The sequence below is a fragment of the Thermus sp. genome (genome assembly GCF_056332225.1).
Map to the genome: position 1 here is coordinate 1 of NZ_JBWGQW010000010.1, position 11,364 is coordinate 11,364.

An 11,364-nucleotide genomic window follows, 5' to 3' on the forward strand; every position below is an offset into this window, starting at 1 on the left:
CGGCTGGGTGGGGGATACCTTTGGGAGCGGAAGCCTTGGACGGCCATGGCGCGGGCGCTTTTGGAGCTCATCGCCTACGGCCTTAGGGTTCTTCTCACCCTTCTCCCGCCCCCTCCGGGGTACAAGGCGATTTACTAGGCAAGCCCTGAGCGGCTTGACCTTGGGGGCACAAGCCCCTAAACTTAGGCCCAACATGGCCCTTTGCCGCAACAACGGCTAGCGGGGGGCAAAGGAAGGCCCCCCCGGTCCCCCGTGGCCGGGGGGGCCAGGGCTTAAGGAGGGAAGATGCGGGTACTGGTGCAAGACCTAAGGGAGCACGTGGGCGAGGAGGTGGAGCTTCTAGGCTTCCTCCACTGGCGAAGGGACCTGGGGAGGATCCAGTTCCTCCTCCTTCGGGACCGAAGCGGCGTCGTCCAGGTGGTCACCGGGGGGCTCAAACTCCCCTTACCCGAGTCCGCCCTGAGGGTGCGGGGGGTGGTGGTGGAAAGCGAGAAGGCCCCAGGGGGCCTCGAGGTCCAGGCCCAGGAGGTGGAGGTCCTCTCCCCGGCCCTCGAGCCCACCCCGGTGGAGATCCCCAAGGAGGAGTGGCGGGCGAACCCCGACACCCTCTTGGAGTACCGCTACGTCACCCTAAGGGGGGAAAAGGCCCGGGCCCCCCTCAAGGTCCAGGCCGCCCTGGTGCGGGGCTTCCGCCGCCACCTGGACCGGGAGGGCTTCACCGAGATCTTCACCCCCAAGGTGGTCCGGGCGGGGGCCGAGGGGGGAAGCGGGCTCTTCGGGGTGGACTATTTTGAAAAAAGGGCCTACCTCGCCCAGTCCCCCCAGCTCTACAAGCAGATCATGGTGGGGGTTTTTGAACGGGTCTACGAGGTGGCCCCGGTGTGGCGCATGGAGGAGCACCACACGAGCCGCCACCTCAACGAGTACCTCTCCCTGGACGTGGAGATGGGCTTCATCGGGAGCGAGGAGGACCTCATGCGGCTTGAGGAAGCCCTCCTCGCCGAGATGCTGGAGGAGGCCCTGAATGCCGCGGGGAGCGAGATCCGCCTTCTCCAGGCGGAGTGGCCCTCCTTCCCCAAGAACATCCCCCGCCTCACCCACGCCGAGGCCAGAAGGATCCTCAAGGAGGAGCTCGGCTACCCCGTGGGCCAGGACCTCTCCGAAGAGGCGGAGCGCCTCCTCGGGGAGTACGCCAAGGAGCGCTGGGGCTCGGACTGGCTCTTCATTACCCACTACCCCCGCTCGGTCCGGCCCTTCTACACCCACCCCGAGGAGGGGGGCACCACCCGGAGCTTTGACCTCCTCTTCCGCGGCCTGGAGATCACCTCGGGGGGCCAGCGCATCCACCGCTACGAGGAGCTCCTGGAGAGCCTGAAGGCCAAGGGCATGGACCCCGAGGCCTTCCAGGGCTACCTGGAGGTCTTCAAGTACGGCATGCCTCCCCACGGGGGATTCGCCATCGGGGCCGAGCGCCTCACCCAGAAGCTCCTGGGCCTCCCCAACGTGCGCTACGCCCGCGCCTTCCCCCGGGACCGGCACCGGCTCACGCCCTAGAAGCGGTCAAAGAGGATCTCCCGCTTGACCTCCTCTATGAGCTGGGTCACGGGGATCTCCCGGGGGCAGGCCTCGGTGCAGTTGTAGGCGGTGCGGCACCGCCAGACCCCGCCCCCCGAGCCCAGGACCTTGAAGCGCTCCCGCTTGCCCCTATCCCGAGAGTCAAAGATGAAGCGGTGGGCCTGGACGATGGCGGCGGGGCCGATGTAGGTGCCGTTCACCCAGAAGACGGGGCAGCTCGTGGTGCAGCTCGCGCAGAGGATGCACTTGGTGCCGGGGTCAAAGCGCTCCCTCTCCTCGGGGGACTGGAGCCTCTCCCGCTGGGGCGGGGGCTCATCGTTGATGAGGTAGGGCTTCACCGCTCGGTAGGCGGCGAAGAAGGGCTCCATGTCCACGATGAGGTCCTTCTCCACGGGGAGGCCCCTTATGGGCTCCACGGTGATGACGCTCCCCAGGTCCTTCACCAGGGTCTTGCAGGCGAGGCGGTTTTTGCCGTTGATGAGCATGGCGTCGGAGCCGCAGATCCCGTGGCCACAGCTCCTTCGGAAGGCCAAGGTGCCGTCCTGGTCCCACTTCACCTTGTGCAGGAGGTCCAAGACCCGGTCCCAGGGCTCGGCCTCCACCTGGTAGGTCTCAAAGTGGGGCCTCTTGTCCTTGGCGGGGTCAAAGCGGAGGATCTTGAGGGTCACCTGCATGCGGGCCTCCTAGTAGGTGCGGGCCTTGGGCTCAAAGCGGCCCAGGACCACGGGCTTGTAGCGGAAAGAGACCTTGCCGTCTTCCACCTTGTAGGCCAGGGTGTGCTTGAGCCAGTTCTGGTCGTCCCGCTCGGGGTAGTCCTCCCGGGCGTGGGCCCCCCGGGACTCGGTGCGGTTCAGGGCGGAGTGGACCAGGGCCTCGGAGACCTCGAGGAGGTACCCGAGCTCCAGGGCCTCCACGAGCTCGGTGTTGTAGGCGTCCCCCTTGTCGTCAATGGAGATGCGCGTGTAGCGGTCCATGAGCTCTTTGAGGATTTCCACCTGCTTCTTTAAAAGCTCCCCGGTGCGGAAGACCGAGGCGTGGTCCATCATGGACTGCTGGAGCTCGGCCCTTAGCGCCGCCACCTTCTCCTTGCCGGTGGAGCGCTTGATGCGCTCAATGCGCTCGCGGCTTTCCCCGAGGTGCTCCTCGGTGAGCTCGTGGTAGTCCGCGTCCTTGGCGAAGCGGGCGGCGTGGATCCCGGCCCGGCGCCCGAAGACCACGAGGTCCCCCAAGGAGTTCGTCCCCAGGCGGTTCGCCCCGTGGAGGCTCACGCAGGCCGCCTCCCCGGCGGCGTAGAGGCCGGGGACCACGGTGTTCTTCTCGTCCTGGATCACCTCCCCCCAGAGGGTGGTGGGGATCCCCCCCATGGCGTAGTGGGCCGTGGGCATCACCGGCACGGGCTCCTTCAAGGGGTCCACCCCCAGGTAGATGCGGCTGAACTCGGTGATGTCGGGAAGCTTCTTCTCAATGACCTCGGGGGGCAGGTGGGTGAGGTCCAAAAGGACGTGGTCCTTCTTGGGGCCCACGCCCCTTCCCTCCCGCACCTCCAGGTACATGGCCCGGGAGACGAGGTCCCTTGGGGCCAGGTCCTTGATGGTGGGGGCGTAGCGCTCCATGAAGCGCTCACCCAAGGCGTTGCGCAAAATCCCCCCCTCGCCCCGGGCCCCCTCGGTGAGGAGGATGCCTAGGGGGAAAAGCCCCGTGGGGTGGAACTGGTAGAACTCCATGTCCTCCAGGGGAAGCCCCTTGCGGTAGAGGATGGCCTGCAGGTCCCCGGTGAGGGTGTAGGCGTTGGAGGTCACCTTGTAGATGCGGCCGAACCCCCCGGAGGCGATGACGATGGCCTTGGCCTCAAAGAGGTGGAGCTCCCCGGTGGCGAGCTCCAAGGCCACGAGCCCCTTGGCCACCCCGTCCTCCAGGATGACGTCGGTGACGTGGAACTCGTTGTAGAAGGTGATGTTGTGCTTCACGCACTGCTGGTAGAGGGTCTGGAGGATCATGTGCCCGGTGCGGTCGGCGGCGTGGGCCGCCCGGTGCACCGGGGCCTTGCCCCAGTCCTTGGTGTGCCCCCCGAAGCGGCGCTGGGCGATCTTGCCGTTAGGAAGCCGGTCAAAGGGGAGGCCCATGTGCTCAAGCTCAATCACCGCCTCGATGACCTCCTTGGCGAAGACCTCCGCGGCGTCCTGGTCCGTGAGGTAATCCCCCCCCTTGACCGTGTCAAACATGTGCCACTCCCAGTGGTCCTCCTCCACGTTGCCGAGGGCGGCCCCTATGCCGCCTTGCGCCGCCCCCGTGTGGCTTCGCGTGGGGTAGAGCTTGGAGACCACGGCCACGTCCGCGCCCTCTTTGGCCGCATACAGGGCGGTGGCGAGGCCCGCCCCGCCCGCGCCCACCACGATGACCTCGTGCCTGTGCGCCATACTAGTTCACCCCGAAGTCGTGGTTAAAGAGGGAAAGGCTTCCCAGGAAGAAGAGGAAGGCGATGAGGCTGTAGACCACCACCTTGGTCCAGAAGCGCCTCGCCGGGTGCCGCACCCAGTCGTCCAGCACGTAGCGGAGCCCGTTGGCCCCGTGCAGAAAGCCCAGGGCCAGGATGAGCCAGTCGTAGACCCGCCAGGTGGTCTGGGAGAGCCTTCTCGCCACGTAGTCGTAGTTGATGGTGTTGAGGTCGGTGAGGACGGCGTTCATCCACATGTGGCCGATGAGGAGGAAGACCAGGACCACCCCGCTGATGCGCATGAAGACCCACCAGTAAAGCTCCAGGTTGGTGCTGGCCTCGAGCCTCGCCTCCTGGTACCTCTTGGACCTAATCGCCATGGCCGCCTCCCAGAATCCCGCCCCCGATCTTGACCAGGAAGGGCAGGTAGAAGACCACGAAAAGGACCCAGGCCGCGTACCAGAGCTCTTTCTGGTAGCGCACGCCAAAGGAGGTGAAGTCCATGAGGATGATCCTGAGCCCGTTGAACCCGTGGTAGAGCACCCCGGCGATGAGGACGAGAAGCCCCACCTGGAACACGGGCTGGTGGTAGAACTTCATGAGGGCGTTGGAGACCTCCGGACCCCACATGGCGCTGCTGATGTTGGCCACGTGGAGCATAAGGAAGACCAGGATGCCCAGGCCCGCTATCCGGTGCAGGTAAAACGCCCACTGCCCTTCTCTTCCCCGGTACATGGCACCTCCTTACCGGGGTTATCATACACCCTTCCCCTGGGAATGGGCGTTGCCCAGCCCACGCTCGGCGCCCATATACTCCCCTCCCGTACCCGATGCCCGAACCAGAAAGGGCTTTTCCCCAAGCCCCCCACCCCGCCCCCCTGGGGGACACCCCGGGAAATCCCCCTAGGGGGGTAGGAAGGGTTTTTCTCTGCCAGGACGAGGTATTGACAGGGGGGGGAGGGGGGGGCATAATGGGGGGCGTGCCGCAGGGGATACCCCGGGGGGCACGGGAAGGAGGTGGTCATGGTGGAACTCTTTGGATTTGGCCCTCACCTGATGGTGGACGGCTACGACGCCAACCCCGAGAAGCTCCGGGACGCCGAGCTGGTGCGTCAGGTCCTGGACGAGCTCCCCGAGGAGATGGAGATGACCAAGGTGCTCCCCCCCTTCGTTTACCGCTACGGCCCCGAGGGCGAGGACGGGGTGACGGGGGTGGTGATCATCGCCGAAAGCCACATCGCCATCCACACCTTCCCCAAGAAGCGCTTCCTCTCCATAGATATCTTCTCCTGCAAGGCCTTTGACATGGCCAAGGCCCTGAAGAAGCTGGCCGAGGTCTTTGAGATCGGCCGGTACGAGACCTACATGATCCAGCGGGGCAAGGAGTTCCCCAAGGACCCGGAGCTCGCCCGACAGATCGTCCTGGGCGAACGGGAGTACCTCGAGGCCCGGGTGAGCTAGGCCCGGGGGCGCGCCCCTCGGCCCGTCCGAGGCCGAGGCTTTTCATTTTGGGCTCATGTTCCCTGCCTAACTTTGGTAAGGGAGGCTTAGTATGGCGCGCAAACTGCTGACGCTCTTAGGGCTCGTCCTCGGCGTGGCTTTGGCCCAGAGCTTTCGCGGCCTCTCCCTGGGCACCCCCTACCCGGAGATGGGGGTGCAACCCGGGGAGAGCGTGAACCTCACCCTGACCCTCAAAAACCACGGCCTACCCCCGGGGGTGGTCCGCCTCTCCCTGGCCGAAGCCGCCCCAGGCTGGCAGGCAAGCCTCATCGGGGGCGGGCGGCTGGTGCGGGCGGTCTACCTGGCCCCAGACGGGGAGGCCACCCTCACCCTCCGCCTCCAGCCGCCCAAGGAGGTGAGGCCCGGCACCTACCGCTTCCTGGTGCGGGCCGAGGGCCTGGGGCAGACCGCAAGCCTCCCCATCGCTTTGGTGGTGGGCCAAGGGCTTCCCCAGAGGCTTAGCCTCGAGGCCGAGCTCCCCATCCTCAAGGGTCCCCCCACCAGCGCCTTCCGCTACCGGGTAACCCTGAAGAACGAGTCCGACCGCGACCTCCTGGTCTCCCTGGAGTACGAGGCCCCCAAGGGCTTCCAGGTGACCTTCACCCCCGCCTTCGGAAGCCAGCAGGTGACGAGCCTCCCGGTCAAGGCCGGAGAGAGCAAGGACCTGGACGTGGAGGTCTCCTTGCCCAAGGACACCAAGGCCGACACCTACGCCGTCACCCTCCGGGCCCTGGCCGGGGAGGCCAAGGCGGAGCTCGGGCTCACCCTGGAGGTCACGGGCCGGCCCGAGGCGCGCCTCAGCACCAAGGAAGGGCGCCTCTCCGGCCAGGTGGTGGCCGGGCGGGAGAACCCGGTGAAGCTCCTGGTGAAAAACGAGGGGAGCGCCCCCGCCAAGAACCTCTCCTTCAGCGCCATGGAACCCTCCGGCTGGGAGGTGAAGTTTGAGCCCGACAAGATCGAGGCCCTAGACCCTGGCCAGGAGAAGGAGGTCACCGCCCGCATCAAGCCCTCCCCCAAAGCGGTGACCGGGGACTACATGGTGACCCTCTCCCTCTCCGGGGACGACGGGGTTTCCGCAAGCCTGGACTACCGGGCCACGGTGGTGCGCTCCACCCTCTGGGGCCTGGTGGGAATAGGCCTGATGGCCGTGGCCCTCCTGGTCCTGGGCTTCGCCGTGAACCGCTTCGGCCGGAGGTAGCATGGCGGTCATAGAGACCCGGGGCCTCACCAAGCGCTACGGGCGCGTGGTGGCGGTGGAGGACCTGAACCTGGAAGTGGAGGAGGGGGAGGTCTTCGGGCTCCTCGGCCCCAACGGCTCGGGCAAGACCACCACCATCCTCATGCTCCTGGGCCTCACCGAACCCACGGCGGGCGAGGCCCGGGTGTTGGGCCTAGACCCCATGCGGGAGCCCCTCAAGGTCAAGGCCCGGGTGGGCTACCTCCCCGACCAGGTGGGGTTTTACGGGGAGCTTTCCGCCTGGGAGAACCTGCGCTACACCACGAGGCTTTTGGGCCTTCCCGACGGGGAGGCCCAGGCCCGCATAGAGGAGGTCCTGAAGCGCATGGGGCTTTGGGAGGTCAGGGACCGAAAGGTGGCGGCCTTCAGCCGGGGCATGCGCCAGCGCTTGGGCCTCGCCGAGGTCCTCCTCAAGCGCCCCAAGGTGGCCATCCTGGACGAGCCCACCCTGGGGCTGGACCCGGAGGCCGCCCGGGAGTTCCTGGGGCTCATCAAGGGTCTCAAGGGGGAAGGGATCACCGTCCTCCTCTCCAGCCACCTCCTCCACCAGGTACAGGAGATCTGCGACCGGGTGGGCCTTTTCTTTAGGGGCCGCCTCGCCCTCCTCGGAAGCGTGGAGGAGCTCGCCGCCCGGGTGCTGGGGGGCGGGTACGAGGTGTGGGTGGAGGCGGTCCCGGGCCTCGAGGGCCCTTTCCGCGAGGTGAAGGGGGTGAGCCGGGTGGAGGCGGAAGGAGGCCGCTACCGCGTCCTCGCCACCCAGGACGTGCGCCCTGAACTGGCCAGGATCGCCGTGGAGAGGGGCGCCCTCTACGGTCTTTCCCTGAGGCGGCCCAGCCTGGACGAGATCTACGCCCACTACTTCAAGGAGGTAGGCCATGCGGCGTGAGGGTTCCCCCTGGACGGGCCTCTGGGCGGTCTTCTTCAAGGAGATGGCCGACCACCTTGGAGGCCTCAGGATGAGGATCCTCGAGGTCCTCATCCTCCTCTCGGCCTTAAGCGCCGTCTACACCGGGACCCAGACCCTGCGGCAGACCGTGGGAGAGGACCCCTACCTCTACCTCAAGCTCCTCACCACCGCCCAAGACCCCCTGCCCTCCTTCGTGGGCTTCCTCTCCTTCTTCGTGCCCCTGGCGGCCATCGCCCTGGCCTTTGACGCCGTGAACGGGGAGTACGCCCGGGGCACCCTCTCCCGCATCCTCTCCCAGCCCATCTACCGGGACGCCCTGCTCTTTGGCAAGTTCCTGGCGGGCCTCGGCACCTTGGGGGTCCTCCTCCTCGCCCTCCTCCTCCTGGTTCTGGGCCTGGGGCTTTTCACCCTGGGGGTCCCCCCGGGCGGGGAGGAGGTGGCCCGCATCCTCTTCTTCTTCCTGGCCACCCTGGCCTACGCCGGGGTCTGGCTGGCCTTGGGCCTCCTCTTCTCCGTCCTCTTTCGCCAGCCCGCCACCGCCGCCTTGGCCGCCCTGGGGGTCTGGCTCTTCTTCGCCGTCTTCTTTCCCATCCTCACCGACCTTGCGGCCAGCGCCCTCCTCCTCAGGGCCGATCCTTTTGACCCGGAAAGCCAGCTCCACCAGGCCACCCTGGCCCTCTGGATCTCCCGCCTCTCCCCCAACACCCTCTTCGCCGAGGCCCTCACCGCCATCCTGAACCCGGCGGTCCGCTCCCTGGGCCCCATCCTCATCACCCAGCTGGAAGGGGCCGTCCTCGGCACCCCTTTGCCCCTGGGGCAAAGCCTCCTCCTCATCTGGCCCCAGCTCACCGGCCTTTTCGCCCTGGCGGTGCTCCTCTTCACCCTGGCCTACGTGGCCTTCCAGCGGCAGGAGGTTCGGGCCTAGCGTGGCCTGCAGAAGGGCATCATACCCTTTTGGTGTGAATCCTTCGCCTAAGCCAAGGCCATAAGGCCTCTCTAGGCCTTCTTTCCCGGGGCCCCCAGGCTGGCACAAGCCAGCCTGGGGTGGTATCACTCCAGCCACTCCGTGGCGTAAGCGCTGGTCCTGGGGATGACGCAGAGGAACTCCACGGGCTCCTCTCCCTCGTTGACGTAGGCGTGGGGGGTTTCCGGAGGGATATACACGGTTTGGCCTGCGGAAACCTCCCGCACCTCGTCCCCCAACACCACCCTCATGCGCCCCGAAAGCACGTACTGCTCGTGCTCGATGGTGGGGTGCTTGTGCTTGGGAATACGCCCCCCGGGAAGCAGGGTGAACTTGCGCAGGATGAAGTGGGGCGCCCCGTCCTCGGGACCGATGAGCACCTGGATGAAGGCCTTCTCCCCTCGCTCCACGGGGCGGGCCTCCACGTGGGCCGCCTGCTTGACCACGGGCTTCATGGGGCCCATTGTAGCAAAAGGGCCTCCACGTCTTCGTCGGTGACCTCGCCGAAGTCCAGGTAGTAGGCCCCCACGGCGGCGAAATCCTGAGGGGCCGAGAGGGCCACCACCTCCGCCCGCTCCCTCAGCTTTTCCAAGGCTTCGGGGCTTCCCACGGGCACGGCCACCACCACCCGCTTGGGGCCTTCTTGGAGGACCACGGAGAGGGCGGCCTCCATGCTGGCCCCCGTGGCCACCCCGTCGTCCACCAGGACCACCTCTCGGTCCTTGAGGGGCACCTTGGGCCGCACCTTCCGGTAGCGCTCCGCCCGCTTGCGGATCAGGTCCCTTTGCCGGGCCGCCTCCCGCTCCAGGTAGCTCCCGTCAGCGTGCTGGTGGGCGTAGGGCCTGAGGACAAGCTCTCCCTTCTCCCCCACCGCCCCCAGGGCGAACTCCGGGTTCCCCGGCGCCCCCACCTTGCGCACCAGGACCACGTCCAGCTCCCCGCCCAGGCGCCTGGCCACCTCGTCGGCCACCACCACCCCGCCCCGGGGCAGGCCCAGGACCACGGGCCGCTCCAGGCCCAAGGGCTTCAGGGCCTCCGTCAAAAGGGTCCCCGCGTGCCTGCGGTCGCGAAAGCGCATAGGAAACCTCCCTTCCCATGCTACACCGGCCCTTAGTCTTGCACTCGGTATAAAGCTTTTGGTAACTTAGAGGGCAAGGAGGGGGAGAATGCAGGTAAGCGCGAAACCCTGGCTGGCCCATTACGACCCCGGTGTCCCCACCGAAGTGGAGGTGCCTCCCATCCCCCTTTGGGGCTTTCTGGAGGAAAGCGCCCGCCGCTTCCCCGAGAGGACGGCCTTGGAGTTTTTAGGAAAGCATCTGAGCTATCGGGAGCTATGGACCCTGGTCCGCCGCTTCGCAAAGGGGCTCGAGGACCTGGGGGTGCGCCCTGGGGACCGGGTGGCCATCATGCTCCCCAACACCCCCCAGTTCGTCATCGCCTTCTACGGCACCCTCCTCGCCGGGGGCGTGGGGGTGAACGTGAACCCCCTTTACACCCCAAGGGAACTCCGCCACCAGCTCTTGGACGCGGGGGCGGAGACCTTGGTGATCCTGGACCACCTCCTCCCCCGCTTCCTGGAGGTGGAGAAGGAGGTCCCGGTGAAGCGGGTGGTGGTCGCGGGGATCAAGGACTTCCTCCCCTTCCCCAAGAACCTCCTCTACCCCCTGAAGGCGAAAAGGGACAAACTTCCCCTGGGCTTCCCCAAGCGGAAGGGGTTCCACGCCTTCACCGAGCTCCTCAAGCGCCCTCCCGCCGAGCCCCACCCCATAGACCCCGAGGCCCCGGCCCTCCTCCAGTACACCGGGGGCACCACGGGCCTCGCCAAGGGGGCCGTGCTCACCCACAAAAACCTCGTGGCCAACGTCCTGCAGATCGACGCCTGGGACCCCACCTCCAAGGACCTCGTGGGCAAGGGGGTGATGCTCGGGGCCCTGCCCTTCTTCCACGTCTACGGCATGACCGTGGCCATGAACTACGGCCTCTACGCCGGCTACAAGCTCGTGCTCCTCCCGAGGCCGGAGATCAAGGCCATCGTGGAGGCCATAGAGAAGCACCGGGTCACCCACTTCCCCGGGGTGCCCACCCTCTACGTGGCCTTCAACCACTTCCCCGGCATAGAGAAGCGGGACGTGAAGAGCATCCGCATCTGCATCTCGGGGGCCGCGCCCCTCCCCGTGGAGGTGGCCAAGCGCTTTGAGGAGATCACCGGGGCGAGGCTCATTGAGGGCTACGGGCTCTCCGAGGCAAGCCCCGTCACCCACTGCAACCCCGTCCTGGGAAAGGCCAAAAAGGGCTCCATCGGCCTGCCCCTCCCCAGCGTGGACGCCAAGGTGGTGGACGAGGAGGGCAAGGAGGTCCCCATCGGCGAGGTGGGGGAGCTCATCGTCAAGGGCCCCAACGTCATGAAGGGCTACTGGAACCGCCCCGAGGAAACGGAGCGAACCCTAAAGGAGGGGTGGCTCTTCACCGGGGACCTGGCCCGCATGGACGAGGAGGGCTACTTCTACATCGTGGACCGCAAGAAGGACCTGATCATCGCCGGGGGCTACAACATCTACCCCCGGGAGGTGGAGGAGGTCCTCTACCAGCACGAGGCCGTCCAGGAAGCCGCCGTGGTGGGCGTCCCCGACCCCTACCGGGGCGAGACCGTGGCCGCCTTCCTGGTCCTCAAGCCCGAGTACCGGGGGAAGGTGAGCGAGAAGGACATTGAAGCCTTCTGCCGCCAAAACCTCGCCGCCTACAAGGTC

General features: G+C 66.9%; 12 protein-coding genes. 6 read left to right on the top strand and 6 right to left on the bottom strand.

Annotated features, from left to right (window positions below):
- Positions 1-285: 285 nt before the first annotated feature.
- The gene (gene aspS / locus AC01Y6_RS03370; protein ID WP_476670233.1) at positions 286-1,554 is read left to right on the top strand and encodes an aspartate--tRNA(Asn) ligase; all 1,269 of its coding nucleotides are present in this window, start codon (positions 286-288) and stop codon (positions 1,552-1,554) included.
- On the opposite strand, the gene AC01Y6_RS03375 is transcribed toward aspS, so the two are convergent.
- The 4 genes from AC01Y6_RS03375 to sdhC are packed head-to-tail and all read right to left on the bottom strand — an operon-like array spanning position 1,551 to position 4,744.
- The gene (locus tag AC01Y6_RS03375; RefSeq protein WP_347240668.1) at positions 1,551-2,249 is read right to left on the bottom strand and encodes a succinate dehydrogenase iron-sulfur subunit; all 699 of its coding nucleotides are present in this window, start codon (positions 2,247-2,249) and stop codon (positions 1,551-1,553) included. The two genes, aspS and AC01Y6_RS03375, sit on opposite strands and share 4 nt — an antisense overlap.
- Positions 2,250-2,258: 9 nt before the next feature.
- Positions 2,259-3,992, bottom strand: a complete 1,734-nt coding sequence (gene sdhA / locus AC01Y6_RS03380) for a succinate dehydrogenase flavoprotein subunit (protein ID WP_347240669.1) — start codon at positions 3,990-3,992, stop codon at positions 2,259-2,261.
- Between the two features lies 1 nt (position 3,993).
- Complete coding sequence (locus tag AC01Y6_RS03385) at positions 3,994-4,389, bottom strand: succinate dehydrogenase hydrophobic membrane anchor subunit (protein ID WP_347240670.1); 396 nt, start codon at positions 4,387-4,389, stop codon at positions 3,994-3,996.
- Positions 4,379-4,744 carry a succinate dehydrogenase, cytochrome b556 subunit gene (gene sdhC, locus AC01Y6_RS03390; protein WP_347240672.1) on the bottom strand — a complete coding sequence of 122 codons (366 nt, stop codon included), beginning with the start codon at positions 4,742-4,744 and terminating at the stop codon, positions 4,379-4,381. Before sdhC ends, AC01Y6_RS03385 begins: the two co-directional genes overlap by 11 nt.
- A gap of 288 nt (positions 4,745-5,032) precedes the next feature.
- Between sdhC and speD the strand changes: the two genes are divergently transcribed.
- The 4 genes from speD to AC01Y6_RS03410 all read left to right on the top strand — a co-directional run bounded on the left by speD (position 5,033) and on the right by AC01Y6_RS03410 (position 8,578).
- Positions 5,033-5,470, top strand: coding sequence for an adenosylmethionine decarboxylase (speD, locus tag AC01Y6_RS03395; RefSeq protein ID WP_347240673.1), 438 nt, complete (start codon positions 5,033-5,035; stop codon positions 5,468-5,470).
- Positions 5,471-5,561: 91 nt separating this feature from the next.
- Positions 5,562-6,707, top strand: a complete 1,146-nt coding sequence (locus AC01Y6_RS03400) for an NEW3 domain-containing protein (RefSeq protein ID WP_476670235.1) — start codon at positions 5,562-5,564, stop codon at positions 6,705-6,707.
- Position 6,708: 1 nt separating this feature from the next.
- A complete protein-coding gene (locus AC01Y6_RS03405; protein ID WP_347240675.1) occupies positions 6,709-7,632 on the top strand; it encodes an ABC transporter ATP-binding protein in 924 nt (307 codons plus the stop codon).
- Positions 7,622-8,578 carry an ABC transporter permease gene (locus tag AC01Y6_RS03410; RefSeq protein ID WP_347240677.1) on the top strand — a complete coding sequence of 319 codons (957 nt, stop codon included), beginning with the start codon at positions 7,622-7,624 and terminating at the stop codon, positions 8,576-8,578. Before AC01Y6_RS03405 ends, AC01Y6_RS03410 begins: the two co-directional genes overlap by 11 nt.
- A 125-nt stretch (positions 8,579-8,703) precedes the next feature.
- Here the strand turns inward: AC01Y6_RS03410 and AC01Y6_RS03415 are convergent, their stop codons facing one another.
- Positions 8,704-9,081, bottom strand: a complete 378-nt coding sequence (locus AC01Y6_RS03415; RefSeq protein ID WP_347240509.1) for a cupin domain-containing protein — start codon at positions 9,079-9,081, stop codon at positions 8,704-8,706.
- Positions 9,069-9,695 (bottom strand): phosphoribosyltransferase, encoded by a 627-nt coding sequence (locus tag AC01Y6_RS03420; protein ID WP_347240508.1) that lies wholly within the window; start codon positions 9,693-9,695, stop codon positions 9,069-9,071. The genes AC01Y6_RS03415 and AC01Y6_RS03420 overlap by 13 nt, the downstream gene beginning before the upstream one ends.
- Before the next feature lie 88 nt (positions 9,696-9,783).
- Here AC01Y6_RS03420 and AC01Y6_RS03425 point away from each other — a divergent pair.
- On the top strand, positions 9,784-11,364 hold a 1,581-nt coding region (locus AC01Y6_RS03425), incomplete at its 3' end, for a long-chain-fatty-acid--CoA ligase (protein ID WP_476670238.1).

Bases quoted from the DNA above. Each gene is read 5' to 3' on its own strand.
- aspS (WP_476670233.1), top strand. From the start codon at position 286: ATGCGGGTACTGGTGCAAGACCTAAGGGAGCACGTGGGCGAGGAGGTG.
- AC01Y6_RS03375 (WP_347240668.1), bottom strand. From the start codon at position 2,249: ATGCAGGTGACCCTCAAGATCCTCCGCTTTGACCCCGCCAAGGACAAG.
- sdhA (WP_347240669.1), bottom strand. From the start codon at position 3,992: ATGGCGCACAGGCACGAGGTCATCGTGGTGGGCGCGGGCGGGGCGGGC.
- AC01Y6_RS03385 (WP_347240670.1), bottom strand. From the start codon at position 4,389: ATGGCGATTAGGTCCAAGAGGTACCAGGAGGCGAGGCTCGAGGCCAGC.
- sdhC (WP_347240672.1), bottom strand. From the start codon at position 4,744: ATGTACCGGGGAAGAGAAGGGCAGTGGGCGTTTTACCTGCACCGGATA.
- speD (WP_347240673.1), top strand. From the start codon at position 5,033: ATGGTGGAACTCTTTGGATTTGGCCCTCACCTGATGGTGGACGGCTAC.
- AC01Y6_RS03400 (WP_476670235.1), top strand. From the start codon at position 5,562: ATGGCGCGCAAACTGCTGACGCTCTTAGGGCTCGTCCTCGGCGTGGCT.
- AC01Y6_RS03405 (WP_347240675.1), top strand. From the start codon at position 6,709: ATGGCGGTCATAGAGACCCGGGGCCTCACCAAGCGCTACGGGCGCGTG.
- AC01Y6_RS03410 (WP_347240677.1), top strand. From the start codon at position 7,622: ATGCGGCGTGAGGGTTCCCCCTGGACGGGCCTCTGGGCGGTCTTCTTC.
- AC01Y6_RS03415 (WP_347240509.1), bottom strand. From the start codon at position 9,081: ATGGGCCCCATGAAGCCCGTGGTCAAGCAGGCGGCCCACGTGGAGGCC.
- AC01Y6_RS03420 (WP_347240508.1), bottom strand. From the start codon at position 9,695: ATGCGCTTTCGCGACCGCAGGCACGCGGGGACCCTTTTGACGGAGGCC.